This is a genomic window from Plectonema radiosum NIES-515 (genome assembly GCF_025753815.1).
Taxonomy (GTDB): domain Bacteria; phylum Cyanobacteriota; class Cyanobacteriia; order Cyanobacteriales; family Nostocaceae; genus Hassallia; species Hassallia radiosum_A.
Genome location: NZ_JAOWRF010000316.1, coordinates 59,437 through 77,122, shown reverse-complemented (window position 1 = coordinate 77,122; position 17,686 = coordinate 59,437). Strand labels below are relative to the sequence as shown.

At 44.4% G+C, this 17,686-nt stretch carries 16 protein-coding genes; 7 read left to right on the top strand and 9 right to left on the bottom strand.

The genetic code is table 11. The annotated features are described in order from the left end of the window. Window positions 1–36: 36 nt before the first annotated feature. Together OGM63_RS22205 and OGM63_RS22200 are read left to right on the top strand one after the other, a co-directional pair. Window positions 37–756: a hypothetical protein gene (locus tag OGM63_RS22205; protein ID WP_263747828.1), complete on the top strand. Its 720-nt coding sequence runs from the start codon at window positions 37–39 to the stop codon at window positions 754–756. A gap of 141 nt (window positions 757–897) precedes the next feature. Next, the gene (locus OGM63_RS22200; RefSeq protein ID WP_263747827.1) at window positions 898–1,809 is read left to right on the top strand and encodes an alpha/beta fold hydrolase; all 912 of its coding nucleotides are present in this window, start codon (window positions 898–900) and stop codon (window positions 1,807–1,809) included. A 117-nt stretch (window positions 1,810–1,926) separates the two neighbouring features. On the opposite strand, the gene tsaD is transcribed toward OGM63_RS22200, so the two are convergent. Beyond that, the gene (tsaD, locus tag OGM63_RS22195; RefSeq protein WP_263747826.1) at window positions 1,927–2,979 is read right to left on the bottom strand and encodes a tRNA (adenosine(37)-N6)-threonylcarbamoyltransferase complex transferase subunit TsaD; all 1,053 of its coding nucleotides are present in this window, start codon (window positions 2,977–2,979) and stop codon (window positions 1,927–1,929) included. Window positions 2,980–3,155: 176 nt separating this feature from the next. On the opposite strand from tsaD, the gene OGM63_RS22190 reads away from it, so the two are divergent. The 3 genes from OGM63_RS22190 (at window position 3,156) to OGM63_RS22180 (ending at window position 4,580) form a co-directional block, all read left to right on the top strand. Next, window positions 3,156–3,653, top strand: coding sequence for a Photosystem I reaction center subunit III (locus OGM63_RS22190; protein WP_263747825.1), 498 nt, complete (start codon window positions 3,156–3,158; stop codon window positions 3,651–3,653). 38 nt (window positions 3,654–3,691) lie between these two features. Next, window positions 3,692–3,826 (top strand): Photosystem I reaction center subunit IX, encoded by a 135-nt coding sequence (locus tag OGM63_RS22185; RefSeq protein WP_072022151.1) that lies wholly within the window; start codon window positions 3,692–3,694, stop codon window positions 3,824–3,826. Between the two features lie 232 nt (window positions 3,827–4,058). Beyond that, window positions 4,059–4,580, top strand: coding sequence for a photosystem I reaction center subunit XI (locus tag OGM63_RS22180; RefSeq protein WP_263747824.1), 522 nt, complete (start codon window positions 4,059–4,061; stop codon window positions 4,578–4,580). A gap of 215 nt (window positions 4,581–4,795) precedes the next feature. Here OGM63_RS22180 and gmk read toward each other — a convergent pair whose 3' ends face one another. The 5 genes from gmk to hetZ form a co-directional block, all read right to left on the bottom strand. After that, complete coding sequence (gmk, locus tag OGM63_RS22175; protein ID WP_263747823.1) at window positions 4,796–5,395, bottom strand: guanylate kinase; 600 nt, start codon at window positions 5,393–5,395, stop codon at window positions 4,796–4,798. A gap of 162 nt (window positions 5,396–5,557) precedes the next feature. Further along, complete coding sequence (remA, locus tag OGM63_RS22170; RefSeq protein ID WP_029634150.1) at window positions 5,558–5,824, bottom strand: extracellular matrix/biofilm regulator RemA; 267 nt, start codon at window positions 5,822–5,824, stop codon at window positions 5,558–5,560. A 402-nt stretch (window positions 5,825–6,226) separates the two neighbouring features. Next, the gene (locus OGM63_RS22165) at window positions 6,227–8,569 is read right to left on the bottom strand and encodes a transglutaminase TgpA family protein (RefSeq protein ID WP_263747822.1); all 2,343 of its coding nucleotides are present in this window, start codon (window positions 8,567–8,569) and stop codon (window positions 6,227–6,229) included. A 391-nt stretch (window positions 8,570–8,960) separates the two neighbouring features. Then, a complete protein-coding gene (locus OGM63_RS22160; protein ID WP_263747821.1) occupies window positions 8,961–9,941 on the bottom strand; it encodes a hypothetical protein in 981 nt (326 codons plus the stop codon). Then, entirely contained in the window at window positions 9,934–11,124 is a 1,191-nt protein-coding gene (gene hetZ, locus OGM63_RS22155; RefSeq protein ID WP_263747820.1) for a heterocyst differentiation protein HetZ, read from the bottom strand. The genes OGM63_RS22160 and hetZ overlap by 8 nt, the downstream gene beginning before the upstream one ends. A gap of 204 nt (window positions 11,125–11,328) precedes the next feature. Between hetZ and OGM63_RS22150 the strand changes: the two genes are divergently transcribed. Then, window positions 11,329–11,799, top strand: a complete 471-nt coding sequence (locus tag OGM63_RS22150) for a hypothetical protein (protein ID WP_263747819.1) — start codon at window positions 11,329–11,331, stop codon at window positions 11,797–11,799. A gap of 83 nt (window positions 11,800–11,882) precedes the next feature. Here the strand turns inward: OGM63_RS22150 and sds are convergent, their stop codons facing one another. Next, window positions 11,883–12,854 (bottom strand): solanesyl diphosphate synthase, encoded by a 972-nt coding sequence (gene sds / locus OGM63_RS22145; RefSeq protein ID WP_263747818.1) that lies wholly within the window; start codon window positions 12,852–12,854, stop codon window positions 11,883–11,885. 1,346 nt (window positions 12,855–14,200) lie between these two features. On the opposite strand from sds, the gene OGM63_RS22140 reads away from it, so the two are divergent. Then, complete coding sequence (locus OGM63_RS22140; protein WP_263747816.1) at window positions 14,201–14,398, top strand: hypothetical protein; 198 nt, start codon at window positions 14,201–14,203, stop codon at window positions 14,396–14,398. A gap of 98 nt (window positions 14,399–14,496) precedes the next feature. On the opposite strand, the gene murI is transcribed toward OGM63_RS22140, so the two are convergent. Then, window positions 14,497–15,354, bottom strand: a complete 858-nt coding sequence (gene murI, locus OGM63_RS22135) for a glutamate racemase (protein ID WP_263747833.1) — start codon at window positions 15,352–15,354, stop codon at window positions 14,497–14,499. Between the two features lie 184 nt (window positions 15,355–15,538). Beyond that, window positions 15,539–17,473 (bottom strand): N-acetylmuramoyl-L-alanine amidase, encoded by a 1,935-nt coding sequence (locus OGM63_RS22130; protein ID WP_263747815.1) that lies wholly within the window; start codon window positions 17,471–17,473, stop codon window positions 15,539–15,541. Window positions 17,474–17,686: the final 213 nt, after the last annotated feature.

Below are 17,686 nucleotides of genomic sequence, written 5' to 3'. Positions count from 1 at the left end.
CCTTGGCTACGAATATGAGCGAGTCTTAACCCAAAAATGGCTTCTGGTTTAAAATCTTCGACCCTGGAACTCCTAAAACGCTTTAATCGAGCGTTTCCCCAGTTTTATGAGCAATTTGTTAGCAGTGAAATTCAACTGCAAAATTTGCGGCTAGCCTACCGTCTTTATAAAACCAGACGTGCGGTTATTGAGTTGAAACCGGAAGGTAGCAAAAGTGCCCTGCATTTTGCCTACCGCAACCAGTCTTTTCTGCTCAGTGATATTTTTGGTGTGCTGGCAGCTTATGGGCTGACTATCCACGGTTTAAGTCTATACGGTCAGATCCGACCGCCGATGTTGGTTTTTATGAAACTGTTGGTGTCTCGTGGCAGTAGAGCTTTGACCGAGAAAACCGCCGAAAACCTCTGCCGTGCTGTTCGTGAGGCTTTAGGAGGTCGGTTTGAGGTAGAAGAAATGCTCGCAGTAGAATTCAACCTTGATGCTGGCTTAGAACAAGTACAAACCGAATTCTATGTCGATCCGGTCTTTCATCTGCCTGCCTTAGTTATTGAAGCTGATAACCAACCAGGATTATTCTACAAAGTGATGTACGCCATTTGGCAGGAAGATTTGTTGGTGGTAAATGCGAATTTACTGGTTTGGCGCGGACGTACACGCCTTATTCTTTACTTATTGGGACCGAATGAAAGCCTGATTCCTGAATATCTAGGTCACAAAATTGCCGAAGGGGTGCGACAGAGGTTAATGGGAAAATGAAAAAAGTTGGTTAGTTGTTGGTGGTTAGTTGTTGGTGGTTTTAGTCACCACTACCTACTACTTACTACCCACTAACCACTAACCACAACCACTAACTCGCTCGTATTTAGTCGCGCCCGCCCTTCGGGGTACGATGGAATTATGGCAAGGATTGAAATACTGGGCGTTCCACACGCATACGAGCTAACGGCTCCCACGACCTACCCCCATGCTTTAGTTTTTATCCACGGTTGGCTCAATAGCCGTGGATACTGGCAACCTGTGATTTCTCACTTATCAGTTGATTTCCAGTGCCTGTCTTATGATTTGCGTGGCTTTGGTGAGTCCCAGCCTGAGGCAAAAAGCGATTGTAGTCGCGAAGACACATCTAGTTTGAGCCTAACTTACAATGACCCTTGTAAAGTTGGCTATCCGTTCGATTCTGTTTATACCCCAGCTGCCTATGCTCAGGATTTAGCAGTTCTTCTGCAACAGATGAATATTAGCAGTGCTTGGCTAGTTGGTCATTCTTTAGGAGGGACGATCGCTCTTTGGGGTGCAGCACAAATGCTAGATCGCGTTAAGGGTGTCATCTGTATCAACGCAGGTGGTGGAATTTATCTCAAAGAAGCTTTTGAGCAGTTTCGCTCAACAGGTCAGCGGCTTTTGCAAATCCGTCCAAGGTGGCTGTGGCAAGTACCTTTGATTGATTTACTGTTTACTAGAGATACTGTGGCACGTCCTTTGGATCGCTTTTGGGCACGTCAAAGGGTGATTGATTTTGTTGTGGCTGACCCAGAAGCTGCTCTAGGAACGCTGCTAGACTCGACAACTGAGGAAGAAATTAATCGCTTACCTCAGTTGGTATCCGAAATTAAACAACCAGTTTATTTCTTAGCTGGTGCGGAAGATAAAATTATGGAACCAAAGTATGTTCGGCATTTAGCTAGCTTTCATGCTTTGTTTCAATACTGTGGTGACAATGTTATTGAAATTCCTGATTGTGGACATTTGGCAATGTTAGAGCAGCCCGATGCGGTTGCCAATCACATCCGGTCAATAGTCAGGAGTTAGGAGGGGGACGAGGGGGGGATAAGGAGAGGGGGGAGGGGGAAGACAAGGAGGACGAATTTCCCCCTCCCCCCTTGTCCCCCTTGATCACGCAGTCCCCCCTGTCCCCCTTGTCCCCCTTCACCCTTCCCCTATTTGATATAAATCCATGACCTGGGTAAGCGATAGTCTTGACTGAACGCTGAGGGTAAGTGGCGATGTATGACCAAGGGCTAGATGCTCTGAGGCTGTACAGCCTATCATGGCTGCGTTATCGGTGCAATATTTCATCGGAGGAAATAAGACGCGCAGGTTATGCTCACAGGCGGCTGTTTGTAAATGTTTCCTCAAACCACTGTTGGCGGCTACCCCTCCACCGACGGCGATAATTTTGAGATCGTAGTCAAGGGCACAGGCGATCGCTCTTTTGGTCAGCGATCGCGCTACGGTTGACTGAAAACTCGCCGCAATATCCTCTGAAGGCACTTGCTCCCCATTTTTCTCGAATTGTTGCACTAGTCGCTGTACTGCCGTTTTTAACCCGCTAAAACTCGAATCATAGCGATGATACCCCCCACCGGGTAAAGAAACTTTTCCTTCTGGCAAAACAAAGGCGCAGGAGTTGCCTGACTGTGCCAGTTGATCAATCATCGGTCCACCGGGATAGCCCAACTTTAACAACCGCGCTACTTTATCAAAGGCTTCACCTGCCGCATCATCGCGAGTTTGTCCTAAAATTTCGTACACACCACAATCTTTGACATAAATCAAGCTTGTGTGTCCGCCGGAAACCAGTAAGCTAAGAAAAGGAGGCTTGAGACTAGGCTCGCTTAAGTAAGTGGCGTAAATATGACCTTCAAGGTGGTGAATTCCTAAAAAGGGCTTATTGTGTACCATTGCCAGGGTTTTGGCGGCAGTTAACCCCACTAAGAGCGCTCCCACGAGTCCGGGCGCACAAGTTGCAGCAATTCCGTCGATTTTTGCCCAATCTAGTTTTGCTTGTTCAAGGGCTTGGGCGATCGCCTGATTTATCGTTTCTAAATGCTCCCTGGATGCTACCTCTGGCACTACCCCGCCATACTCCTGATGAACCAGAATTTGCGAGGCAACAATACTACTACAAACTTGACGATTATTTACAATTGCTACGGCAGTTTCATCGCAGCTGGTTTCTATAGCTAAAACGGTTGCCATGACAGGATTATGCTGAATTGAGACTTGATTTAAAAGCTTTAACTTTTATTTACTTAAACTTTACTCGGTTCCCAGGCAAGAGTATGATGACTTCCTAGCGATGCTGATAAACACCGTACAAGCCGCTTCGTTTTGTACAAAAAACTTTTTGTTTCGTAATAAAAGGAAACAACTCAATGAGACGATTGTTTACTTTGGTTTTGGCGATTTGCCTAATGTTCAATTTTGCGCCGCCAGCAAAAGCTTTAGGGGCTGACCTTGTACCCTGCAAGGACTCTCCTGCTTTTCAAGAACGGGCAGCAGAAGCGCGTAACACTACATCTGACCCTGCCTCCGGGGAAAAGCGATTTGAGCGTTATGGACAAGCTTTGTGTGGTCCAGAAGGTCTACCTCATCTGATAGTCGATGGTCGTCTTGATCGCGCTGGTGACTTTCTAATTCCCAGCATCCTGTTTTTGTATATCGCAGGATGGATTGGTTGGGTAGGTCGCGCGTATCTACAAGCCATTAAAAAAGAAGGTGGCGATGTGGAGAAAAAGGAAATCACAATCGACCTGCCAATAGCATTACCTCTGATGCTGTCAGGCTTTACTTGGCCCCTAGCAGCCGTGAAAGAACTGCTTTCAGGTGAATTAACAGCCAAAGATACCGAAATCCCGATTTCGCCTCGCTAACCATGATTGGCAATTTCATCTATTTTGGAGAATGATTCATGCAGCAGAATTATTTCGTTAAATATCTTTCATTAGCACCAGTTTTACTTTTCGTCAATTTATCTTTGACCGCCATTTTGCTGATTTTGTTTAACAACTGGTTCCCCGACCTACTTTTCCACCCGTTGCCATAAACGACGGAATTAAAGAATTTTGTTAGCAGTTAATAGTTAGTTGACTACTAACCATTAACTGCTAACAAAATTAATTTTGGAAAACTGCGAATGCTGGAAACAGCATAAAATTTTCACATCTCTATGTATGCTTAATTAACTTTTCTAAACTTCGCTGTTAAAAATCATATTTAGACACAATTATTACTAATAATAAATAATCAAGCATCTTATTTAGAGGCAAAGACAAAATATGGCGCAAGCAATAGACGCATCAAAAAATAGTCCTAGCGATGTTAGAAATCGTGAGGTTGTCTTTCCAGAATGGCGCGATCCGCAGCGGGGAAATCTAGAAACGCCGATTAATGCTTCTCCATTGGTCAAGTGGTTTATTAATAATTTACCCGCCTATCGCCCAGGTATAACTACCTTCAGACGAGGGTTAGAAATAGGTATGGCTCATGGTTACTGGATATTTGGTCCATTTGCCAAATTGGGTCCGCTGCGGAATACAGGTAATGCCAACTTAGCTGGATTACTAGCAACCATTGGCTTAATTGTTATTCTTACCGCCACCCTGTCCCTGTATGGTAATACCAATCCTCAGGGACCAGTTGCCACCGTCACTGTACCAAATCCTCCAGATTCTTTTAAAACTAAAGAAGGCTGGAGTAACTTTGGCAGTGCTTTCTTAATTGGTGGTCTTGGTGGTGCAGTAGTTGCCTACCTTGTGGCTTCCAATCTCGGACTAATTCAAGGTTTATTCGGCGGTTAATTTAGTTATTAGTCATTTGACTAATAATTAAGATAAGGACACAAAAGAAAGGTTAACTTTTTCTTTGTGTCCTTTATTTATTGGGGTGATAAACAATAGACATCGACCGCTATGCTTATTATGCCTTGCCCGAAAGCCTTGTAGAGACGTTGCATGTGCTACGTCTCTACTTTTCTACTCCTATGTCTAATTAGCCGTGGTTTAAATGTGTTCTGTTAACCAAATAAAGCAGCAGCGATCGCATTTAAAGCAGTCTCAAAATCGTCATTAACGATTTGAATATCAAATTCTGGCGCAGCTTTAATTTCTTCATGGGCACATTGTAGACGACGGGCGATCGCTTCAGATGAATCCTGTCCGCGATTGCGTATCCGTTGCTCTAATTCTTCAAAAGAAGGCGGTAGAATAAAGATGCTGAGGGCGCTAGGGAAAGAAGCGCGGATTTGTCGTGCCCCTTCCAACTCTATTTCTAGCACAACCGTCTTCCCGGCGCGAATTTGATTAAGTACCCCTTCACGAGGAGTGCCGTAATAGTTACCCGCAAATTCTGCCCACTCTAGGAATTCACCTTGAGCAACCAATTGTTCAAATTTGTTACGGCTAATAAAGTAATAATTCTTGCCGTCGATTTCCCCAGTCCGGGGAGAACGAGTCGTCACGGATACTGAATAGTATAGCTCCGGATGACGCTGTAGAAGCGATCGCATGAGTGTGCCTTTGCCGACACCACTGGGACCGGTTAAAACAATCAGCCTGCCCAGAGGGAGGCTTTCTTGGGTAGTAGCACCATTCTGGATGGATAAAACTTGCATCATCCGCTCAACTTGTGAATTAATCGATAGGTATTATTCATTAGTCATTCTCAGGCGCGAGTATTGACTAAAGAATTGGTAGCATGGGTGACAGAAAACTTGTCTAATTCACATATTACTGCTGATATGCCGCAAATAGGGGTGGGGCTTTCAACCCACCCCCAATCAATTATCTACAACTTGATGCTCGCGGGAAACCACAAAGCGATTTGCTACCGTTTCCGGTTGAATTGCCGAGAGAATAACATGGCTGGAATCTGTGATAATTACAGCTCTAGTCCTGCGACCATAAGTCGCGTCAATCAGTTGACCTCTGTCCCTTGCGTCAGTAATAATCCGCTTAATCGGGGCAGACTCTGGACTGACAATGGCAACTACTCGGTTGGCAGACACGATGTTGCCAAAACCGATGTTGATTAACTGAATCTCCATAAAAAAAACTTATGCCAAATACAGTGTGAGAAGCTTATTAGTAACTTATTTACATGTTATCTATAAAAAATTTGAGTTACAACGATTAAATTGAAGCCAGTAAGCGTTTTTAAATTATCACTGCTTTGTTTTAGCTATTTATGCCCTAATTTTCCCCAAAATACTTCCAAAGACATATAGCAATCCTAGATTATTTGTGAAAAATCGCGGTGTTCAGATTCCCAACAAATGAATGCGAAGTCGGGAATCTAATTTTTCACGTTTTCCTGCTCGGACAGGTATAGAAGGGGAATTTCCCCCTTCCCTATTCAAAGGAAGAAGGCTAAGGGGGTTAGGTCCGTTGGTCTATTGGACACAACCGAGAACCGCTATTGTTAAAAAGTTATAAATCTTCCGAACTAATCAACTTTTAGCAGCCTTTTTCATTTCTTGCCATCTTTGTCGCAGTCGGTTCAAATTAGGCGCATGACCACCATAACGCCAGCTATTATATGCTTGGCAGATTTCATCTATAACCTCAGCCGTTGCTGGTGAATGATGCTGGTATGAGACGCTAGCATATTCTAAGGGTGTTTGTGCTGGATGCTTCCTAAAACCTTTTTCGCCTAAAGTTTGCAGCATTTGTTGATAAAGGCTTTCCATTGGTGGCAATTTTCTGAAAGTACGGTGCTTCAACCATTTTCGCCACTGTACCCAACCCAACCAACTCAAAAAAGCCGTTGCAGTTGCCAAAATTAAGCCTGTCAATACACCTAGCCAACCTTGAGAAAATAAAACAAAAACAAGAGCGATACCTTCGGTAAGCTTTGCTAACGCTCTACTAATCCAACTAAATATAGCCCCAAATACATTATTTAATAAACCCGTCACCGGCGAGGGCAACCAACCCGCAACCCAATTCCAAAATGAAAGCAACACACTAAAAGTCTGAGTCTCTTCAATTGAAGGGGGAATCAGCGGATGATTGGGAATTGGATCGAAGGTAAACCAACCATGTTTGGGGAAATACACCTCTGTCATTGCATAAGCATCGGTGTTGCGAACAACGTACATCCCCGTAAATGGGTTAAACTCTCCGGAACTAAATCCTGCCACCAACCGGGCTGGAATGCCAATAGAACGCAGCATCACCGTCAAAACTGTCGAAAAGTGGTCTGGATAGCCTCCTTTTTGCTTAAACAAAAAGGTTTCTACCAAGTCTTCTTTATCAGCTAAATAAGGCAGTCCTAAGGGATTTTCGGGAATAGAATAATTTTGCTTGAGATATTGAGCTAAATAAAGTGCCTTTTCGTAAGCTGAATCAAGATATTTTTCTGACTTTCCGACTCGTTCGCGGTTGTAATTAGTTAAAATTTCTTCGGTGCGCTGTCGGACTTTTTCGGCAATTTCTGGGGGAATTTGCAGATAGTAATTTTTAATATTTTGGGGATAGTTAGTTGAAGCGTTTCCTAAAGAAGTGCGATCGCGGTAAGGGACATCGGAAATTATCGTATATGTCAGGTCTTCTGATAATCCCACAGGCGATCGCAAAGAACCTTCTTGATCAACAGCTATCACTGCTGTCGGAAAGTATACTTCTTTCGCATAACTCATTGCCGGAATCAAGTTAGGTAAATCCGACACCAGAGTGTAAGTTTGGACTATTTCTTTAGTTGGCGTATTTATGGCTGGGGGGTTGAGATAAATTTGGTAAGACCAAGGCGATCGCTTAACGGTAAGCACCTGTTCATTGCGGGAAATCTCCCATCCTTTACCCGTGTAGCGATCAAATGCCAAAACTCGCCAAAAACCAACGGCTTGTGATCGCACCCGCATCACCACTTTGGGTTTCATCTCAGAGCGCAGGTTTTGGTTAATCTGGCTATTAAAACCGTAATAAAACGTATTATCCAATCCGCCCGGTTTGCCGTTTTTATTTTCCGCCGTGCCGTTGCTATTATTACCTTGATTATTGGCGTTACCGGAGCGCACATAACCGGGATTGATGATACTGCGTCCGGTAAAACCCCCTTTAACTTCGATAGGGGAACTTACGGGGAAAGTCCGCAGTTGATAGCCAGGAAAACGCGGCATCACAGCAAAAATTATCAATCCTAGCCCGACAATTAAAGTAAAAAGTAAAAAGTAAGAAGATAATTTTCTGACTTTTACCCTCGTTGCTTGGCTCTGTTGAGGAATGCTTTTACCTTTTTCGTTTTCTAAGCCGAGGCGAGAACGGTAATCTAGAACTAAAGTTGGCAGAGCGATCGCTAAAAATAACATTAACATCGGCGCAAACTCAAAAGTTTGACTTAGCGTCGCTGCCACACCAAGCAAAATCAGCCCAATCACAATACAATACCCCAAGTCCTTGCGGCGAGGCATATCAAAACTGTGAAGGACTTGTAATTGAATTAGTAACTCAGCTAAACCCAGCCGTGTATCATTCAACTCGCCCAACAATCGCCCTAAGAATGCACCGAGTGCGAATAACATTCCAATGGCGATACAAAACTTAACTGATACATTACCATCTCGACGACGGTAATAACTCCAAATCGCACCCACCACGCTTAGAGGAATTGCCCAAAAACTAAATTCCGTTTGAGCCGCAATATCCGTCGCCAAAATTCCCACAATTACCAAAGCTAGCACTAGCACCCGTAAGGTAATTGAATCTTCCACTTCCATTAAAGGCTGATAGTGCAAATGCCGCCAATAACGATTAACAGGTAAACGCCAACTTATCCTGGACAAATTAAACATTTTGATCCCAAAGCAGCTAATGGGTGTATGAGCAGGTGCGATCGTGCAGACGCAACGAACACTACTGCGAGAAAGGGGGAGCTTATACCATTTGTCCGTAAGAACCTCAAACTAGCCTGGGTCGGCTTGGTTTGTATCGCCGAGGCAGTGCGTTGCGCGGGTTATCCGCGCAACGCGGAGCACCTGCCGTCTAGGCTTTCAGCCTCAGGGCGATATTCCGCGCATCCTTACAGAAAATTGATATTACCTCGGAGCGTGTCTTCTTCATCGCTGCTTCCCGTAGATGCCCTCAAGACCGCTTTTTTTTAAAAGGATAAGCCTCAAAACCAGGATAATTATCTTATCAATCGGCGTTTATCAACTCTTCGCGTGCTAGCAGTGGTAATATGGGCTACATCATCGGCGGAATGACAAACAAAAGTGATTGTTGCTCTAATTCAGGGAACTCAACCTCCAAAGTATAAGTCTGGTTAAGTGGCTGACCGTATAATTCAACACTCACGCAACCAGAGCTAGAAGACATCGCCTTTGCTTGAGTGCCATTTCCTTGGAGTGTCAAAATCCCCGCCGTGGGTACAGTCCCCATGACGCAGAGTTTTGTCACTCTACCCTGAGACTGATATTCTACTTTGAGGTTGATCGCGCCCGCGCTAGTTAGCCATTGTCTTTCGACCACTGGATTGCTATCTGAAATTGGTAAAGTCAGATTTTCCAGTAATTGTTTAGCTACTAGCAAAGATAAAGCCATCTGTTGGCGTTCTCCTAAATCGGAGTAATCGCTTTCTTGGATCGGCATTCTCTCTGGAGCGTCCACAGAGCGATAGGGACTTCTGAGCACCATTCCAGCTAAGTCGTTGAGTGCTTGGGCATCGTTAGGAAACAAGCTCTCGACTACCTGAACTAATTTTGCCCCCAAAGGCAGAGAAGATAACAGCATCGCCTGACATTTTTCTAGCAATTGCCGAAAAACTTTGTCAGGTAAAGATACTGGTATATTCAGTTTCGATTGCTGTGCCATCCACCCATATGCTGGAACTAATGCAACCGAAGGACTGTCTACGTAATCGGGGTAATCTCTTAATTGGGTTTCCCAAGGGAATAAAGGCGGGTGGTTTTGAATTTGGACTTGTAGCCGACGTTTAATGAGGGCTTGGAAACGTTCTTGCACAGTAGGAATTTCTCCCAGTTGAAAGGTTTGGGGTATCCCTTCCGACTCAAAATCACCACTTGTGGAAGTGGTGGTTTCAAAGAGCGGATTTTCTACCCCGTCAATTTCCTCACATTCAGCCGAGGGATGCAAGCCTGCTTCGACATCGGATGCCAAAGCAAGAGCGAGTAACTGGTGTTGTAAGGATTCTGAGTCACTATTCATGAGTAGATGCACCTGATCCGGACACTAACGAGTTACGAATTTCCCAAGCTTGTTCCAGAATTTTAAACCACCGCTTTTGCAGTTGTGCCATTGACAAACCTAAAGTTTTCGCGATTTTTTCGTCAGGTTGTCCTTGTTGCTTCAACTCTAATAAAGACCGTTGTTTATCGTCGAGTTGTGCGGTGTAAGTTTCCCATTGTTGAGGAGTCAAGCCCAAGTTGGTGGGTAAAGAAGCTTCTAACCACTCGTGAACCAATTCCCAGCGATGCAGCAGGGCAAAACGAATCAGATGATATTTAAAGCGTTGCTGCAAGTAATCGCGCTGGCGAGCAGTTAAACCCAAAATTGATTCAATTTCTTGCGCGGATAAATCTTGAAGGCGAAGGGCGAAGTAATCAGCGCAGTCGGTTTGTTGCCGTTGTTCGAGATAGTTCATTAATTCCGTAACCACAACAGAACGCAACGTGTCTTCTTCGGGTTCGGGTTCGGGTTGCATCGCCATCGCACTTCGCAGTTGCTGCACGGCTGGATCTTCCCAAGAACCATCGCCGTCATTAGCGCTACCTTCTGCGGCTTGTTCGATGTCTACAGAGCTTTCGGGGGGCTGTTGTTGAGAAAAAGTTTGCGCCCGCAAAATAATCAGCTGCTGCTGTCGTCCTGGTAGGGGAATCCGGCGCTTGCCATAGCGTTCGGTAAATGCCATATACTCTGCTAATTCCAGAAGACTCTGGGGGCGATAGCTAGAGGTAAGTTGATTTTCGCGCCGGAAAGCGTTTAACGCCTCCAAATAAAAACTTTGTAAGAAATCTTCAATGATCGTCAGCCGCCCTTGATAGCTCAACTGCCTCTGAGGAGGATTAATGTAACGGTAGATAATCGCACTCAAAGTGCTATGTAATTCCACCCTACCCCGATTTGAACCGAACTGGTAGTATCTTAGACACTGTTGTAGCCTATGTTTGGCTAAGGTCATCGCCGAGCTTTCCACTGCACCGGAAGCTTGGATACGTTTACTTTCATTGCAAATACGGTAAACTTCGGCGGTAATTCGTGTAGCCACGTTGTGGCAATTCTGCTCCGAAGCTTTGGTAAATTGGCTTAACTCCTTCAGCAGGAGTTGAAATATCCCCTCCACTCCGATAGAATTTTCTCCCTGAATAGTTGCGGTTGCGGCTAAATTCATAGTCTCAGTTTAAAAAAACCCTAACATACTTGGTTACAACCTGTATGAACGTAGGTATTGGCTTTTTGGGTTTTGCGTATAAGCTAAACGCAGGCAGATACGGTGTTTAAGATTTGCTTCTCATCTATTATTCCCAACTTATAGTGAGATTATTCACACGTAAATATCTTATAGCCATTACCCAAAAGTTATTTGCAGGTCGTTATGGACTTAAAAGCACAAATTCAATTGCTGATTGACAATGCACCCAACGATGGTATGACACCACTACTTGTCACAGCGATCGCCCCAGTTATTAGCGCGATCGCTTCATCGTTACGTCACCCCCAGTATTATATTCTCCAAAATTTGGAAAAAGACTGGGTTTTAACCACATTGAGCAACCGTGCAAATCCAGAGTTGGAAAAGCGCGTGATCTACGCTTACCCTACCTTACAGGATGTTCCACTCAGCTCCAATGCTGGGCTTGACCCTCAAGTAATAGCTGCACCCATTTTGATTGCCGACATTTTGTTTCAACTTCTGGCATTAGAACCCGTAGATAGTATAGTATTTTTTGAGACTCCTGGCATGAGTACCAATGTGGAAATTAAGCGAACCGAGTTACAGCACTTAATTCTAGAATTGCTTCAACAAAAACATTCTCGCACTCTTATTCCACCTGATATTGCTTAAAGGGGCACTTGGACTAGAGACTGGTTGTACTGGGGAAGTAAGTATTGCCAATCACCTCTTAGACAATCTCCAATCCCCAGTTTTTAATAGAGCCGACTCAGTACATAATCAGTCATATTAGTCAGGGCTTGCCGGCATTCTGAGGGTGGGAGAACCGCAAGATGTTCAATGGCTAGTTTGGCATGTTCGGCTGCTAACTCGCGCGATCGCACTATCCCCTGACTATCCAAAATCAGCGCCAGCGCTTGCTCTAAATCACCAACGTGGGCAAACTCTCGTGAAATCAGTACTTCTAAGTATGGTTTTTCTTCCAAAGCGAATAAAACTGGTGCAGTCAGATTCCCGCTGATCAGATCCGATCCGGCTGGTTTACCTAAGGTATCCGTCGAACTTGTGAAATCTAAAATATCATCCACAATCTGAAACGCCAAACCAAGATTACGACCGTAGCCATACAAATGTTCGGCGGTTTCTTGGGAAACGTCGCTCAGTAACCCAGCTGCTTTAGAACTGTTGGCAATTAACGATGCAGTTTTGTAATAGCTCTTTTTTAAGTAAGTTTCAATTGAGGTGTTAGTCTCAAAGCGATTTAGTCCCTGCTGGATCTCTCCCGAAGCCAAATCCATAATCACCTCAGACAGCAGTTTCACTACCTCTAAGTTGTCTAGGTTAGCTAAATACCAGGAAGATTGGGCAAATAGAAAATCTCCCGCTAATACAGCAATGCGGTTGCCAAACAAACTATGAACTGTCGGAACAGAACGCCGCATATCAGATTCATCCACCACGTCGTCATGCACTAAGCTTGCCGTGTGAATCATTTCTGTAATTTCAGCTAGGCGTCGGTGTCGCGGCGTGATTTCTTGCTCTAGCATTGTTGAGCGCGATACTAATAGAACAATTGCCGGTCTTATGCGCTTGCCCCCAGCTCCAAATAAGTGCTCTGCCGCTGCATAGAGTATGGGGTGGCGATTTCCAACTAGCTGTTTCAGGTTGTCTGCTAGTATTCGCAGGTCTGCTTCCACAGGAGAAAAAAAGGAGGTAGCTGGGGTCATGGATGGGCGGACTCTGGCTTAAGTTAAGAAAGTTTACATATCCTATACTCATTTTAAGATAAGCCTGTGCCGTCGCGAAGTTTTCATCTAAAAACCTTCACTCTCCTGCTTCCTCTTAACAGGAAGCAAGCGGCTAATTTATTAGCCGTCAAAAATGGTATAATCAAATCAGCCACTTCTATTGTTGGATTGTGCAAGTCGTAATCCCACCGTGCATAGCGCAATTCTTTAGTTTTGCTGCCCAAGTGCTGGGTGGTAAAGCGAATTTTTGGTTGGCTAGTTTGGTGTAGTAGGCGCTTGAACAAAAACTACTAGTACAGTTCGGAAACTGCGGAGAAATTTATTTACCTTGCCACGATCCGGATTATAGTGAGGCAATTGGCATAAAATTTGCCCCATCTTAACTTTTCAAACATCCTCTAAAGCACAGAAGGTGGTACGTAGTACCTGTTGTTCCAGGGCGCATCATTCTCCCGTCCGTTCTTTGTAAATTTATTAAAAAGTTTTATTAAGCTTGAAAATAGTCTGTACTAAGATAGATGTAACTACGCGCCTCTCTTAAACAAACTACAAATCAGCCCGTCAGACAACACCTTGAAAAGGCTAGTCCTATAAATTTAGTTTTGCGAAGATAATCTGTAAGTAACGTTCGCAACAACACCTTAAACTATCTCTTCTACTAGATCCATTATTTATTTGCAACTTAATACTAAATTCTTTCACCCTTTTGTGTGGCTGCCCTGAAAATTTTTAAATTTAGCACTAAAGTTGGCTTAAAAGTCTGGACTGTTGTGTTACGCTAAAATCAAGGGATTTAAAATTTTTCAGATATTCACCCCAAAAAGATAAATCATCAATAGGTGATTTTACTCATAATGTGTGGTGAGTCTAAATAACTTGTCGTAGGTTGAATCAAAGAAATTATTCTTTTGATTTTTGCTGCGATGTGCAAGCCTACACGGGAAGGCATTTGGTGAGGGCAGCTTTCGCCGCAACTGATTGTCTGTTGGGAGCTAAGGGTTGCCCTTATGGGAAATTCTTACACGATTTCAGCATACGTTGAGCATAAGTGTTGCTCCTGCCATGAGGTACGCTTTTTAATAACGCAGACTGGGTAGACTGCTGAAGCCGCAGTTTAAATTGCTATTTAGCAATTTAGCTGTTGTGGTAGGTATGGTCTGTGAAAAAACTAATTTAATAATTAATTGGTTAACCATAGAGAATAAAAACTCTATGGAAAGATTCACTATAGCAAAATACAGCCATCCAAGATTTACTTTGTTGGCTGAGGTTCGACTAAATTTTATGCAATTTTATATTCGTTTAACAAAGGTGCAGGTAGAAGAATGATTTACACAAACATGCCTATGATGATTTTTATTTTAGCTGCGGGTTATTTATTCACCGTGTATTTATTATTAGCTCTGGCGAAGCGAACAGGACAAAAGCCTGTACCTAAAAGTGTCACTTCAGCTTCTAGCGGGAAACATAATCGGGAGATATCGCTAACGCCAAATGTGACGAAAGTAGTTAATAGTCAATAGGAGTAGTAGAGACGCCTCTGAGTGGAACGTCTCTACGGGAGTTGGGAGTTTAGAATTCTAAACTCATAACTCATCATTCCTAACTGCTAACTTTTTAACTAGTATTTCTGAATTTGAGAAATTGCGGCATCGTCGAAGCGCACAACTTCAACCATTGGGGTACAGCCTAGCCACGGTAAGGAGGACTGGGCAAACTGTTGTGGACAACCACTGACAGCGAAGCGAGTTGGCTGTGGTGGGTGGGTATTTTTTAACCCCAGAAGGTCTAACTCTTGGGTACAAGCGGCAACGACATGAACAGCTGGGTCAACTAACTTGACCTCAGAAGGTAGAAGCGATCGCAGTACTGGTTCAAGATGGGGATAATGGGTACAGCCGTAAACTAAAGTATCAATTTGCTGCTGTATTAAAGGTTGCAGATAAGACCGGGCAACATCAGTAGTGTAAGGGTCTTGAATTCGGTTTTGTTCAATCAGGGGGACAAACTCCGGACAGCCGACTTGCCAAACTTGAACATCTGGATCAATTTCGAGAATAGCTTGCCGATAAGCATTACTTTTGGCAGTTGCTGGGGTGGCAATTACCCCAATCCGCTTTCCTTGTTGCACTGCTGCCTTGGCTCCTGGGAGAATGACTCCGAGAATAGGCAAGTTAAATTCTTCGCGCACCGTCTCCAAAGCTAAAGCAGAACTGGTGTTACATGCCATAATGACCATTTTCACTTGTTGCTGTTGCATCCAGGTGAGAATGTCGCGCACAAAGTGCAAAATTTCTGCTTGCGAACGAATACCGTAAGGAAGTCGAGCTGTATCCCCAAAGTAAATGATTGATTCATTGGGGAGTTGCCGATAGAGTTGTCGCAGTACCGTCAAACCACCTACACCACTATCAAAGATGCCAATGGGGGCACGTTGGGGTTCAAGATCGGAAAAATGATTTTGATTGCCTTCAAAAATCGAAGATAAAAGCACAGCCAGATTTTTAGTTAGGTTTTGGATTTAAGATACAGGATTATAGTGGGCAATAGGCAATTGTTTAATGGGCAATGGGAATTAAAGAAGCGGCTGTAAGTGATGCGGGTTCTAAATCTTTCCATGCCCGATGCCCCATGCGCGATGCCCCATGCGCGATGCCCCAGTTTTAACGTTGTAGATACCTGAGGACACCACGAGCGATCGCTTCTGCCATGCGATTTTGGTATTCTGTGTTTCCTAACCTGGGATTATCCTCGCGACCGGTCATGTAGCCTGTTTCTACAAGAATTGAGGGCATAGAACTTTTCCTCAGAACATAAAATCTAGCTTTGCGCGTTCCCCGGTCTTTGATAGTGCTGATATTTTGGAGAATAGTTCTGCGAACTACTTCTGCCAAGTTATAACCGCTGTCGTAATAATAAAGTTCTAACCCATTCACATCTGGGCGGTTATCAACTGAGTTAGCGTGAATACTGACAAACAAAGTCGCATTAGCTCGGTCGGCTATATCTACCCGTCCTTGAAGTTCGACAAAAAAGTCAGAATCGCGGGTTAGAACTGCTTGTACGCCATTTTGCTCTAAAATAGCCGCAACTCTTTTACTAATAGACAGGACTACATCTTTTTCTAAAAGTCCTCCCAAACCGGGGGCACCGGAGTCTTTACCGCCATGTCCTGGGTCAACAACCACCAGCGCTCGTCCTCTAGGAACGGGGCGTGAGGGTGGCGGCGATGTCGGTCGGTCGTTAGTAAGTGGATCTGGGAATGGGACTCTGTTTGGTGGTGGTAAGGGAGGTAAAGGAAGTCCAGAAATGCTGGATGATGATGTTATTCCCCGCCGAGAGGGTTGTATTTGTAAAGCGACAAACTGATCCCCAACTTGGTTGAGTTCGCCAATTTGTGCTCCCGGTGTTGGTTGAACAAAAATGGCAACAGTATTTGAGTCTTGCTGTTGCAAGCGTACTTTCAGAATGGGGCTATTAGGACCAAATACCGGACCTCTGACAGAGGGAGCCAAGCGAGCATTGGGAATGGTGATGCGGTAAAATCCAGTGGATCTATCCCAAGAGCCGTTGGCAGATAAATTGCGATCGCCTCTAACTATCAATTGCGTGCCAGTAGCTGCCAGTTCCACAGACCCAATTGTGGCTGGCAAGTTAGCGACAACTGGTGGTGGGACGGGACGCTCTTTGCTGCTTCCGGGAACTGTAATATTACTACTTCCTGGTAATCTGACTACACCAGTATTAGGTAGAATTATAAAACCACCAATACTACTGGTACTTGCCCGCCAGTCAGAACCATTTGTGTCCACCTGCATAGTCATGCGAACAACAGGTGGGCTGGTTTGCAGTTGCGAAAATTGGATACGGTTGACACCATAGCGATTAACCGACACATCCCGTTGCGACAAACTTGGTGACAAAGATGCCCCAGCGATGTCAATGTTAATTGCCCTTCTATCGTCGCTGCGATTTACTTGAATTTGAGGATTACCGCCACTAGTGCGGACAAAAAATCCATCTCCTGTAATCCGCAAATTTTCAATTTGAGTCGTTCCTTGTGTGGTGCCGATAACCGATGCCTTAGTCGCTGGAGTTACATTGCTCGGTTGGGTTCTCACCACATTGTAAATATTTCTGGGCGGTAAGTCCCTGGTAGCTGTTGATTGCCTCACGGCAATGTCTGTGGGCTGAGTTGCTACTCCCTCTGCTACTGGCGTTGGTATTTGTACAGTCCAGCGGCTGGCAGTTGTGCCGACAAATTTGACCTGGTTGGGGTCTAGGGTATAACCAGGAGTCAATTCGACGACGATGCGAGTTGTTTGTTCATCAAACTGCCCGACACGAATTGAGGTAATTGCACCACCTACCTGCTGCCTTAGCTGCGGACGCCCAAAGGTTGTTCCTGGCAAGTCAATGACTAAACGAGTGGGGTTAAAGATTAATTGCGCCTGGGGTTGAACAGCGCCTGTAGTATTAATTTCTAGTTGGTTTTGGTTGGCATCAAAACGCCAAGAGTCCAATTTTGCCGCCAAAGTTGGCGACGATAGCATCAAAATACTTCCAAAAGTACCGGGTAGTAACCAGTGTAATTTCACAGTCCTTTCTCCTGATTCACATTCATGGGAGCCGTCAATCCGTCAAAATATTAATAAATCCTCACACCGTCACTGCCCAATCTTTAGTTTTGATGCTGCGCTCATGGCGCGTGCGTTTGTATTAAAGACACAGCTAATGGCGTAAGATTTTAGCACGTAATAGTCAATTTGCCATGATGTTAAAGCATAGAAGTTCTGTCTTTAAAGCATCAG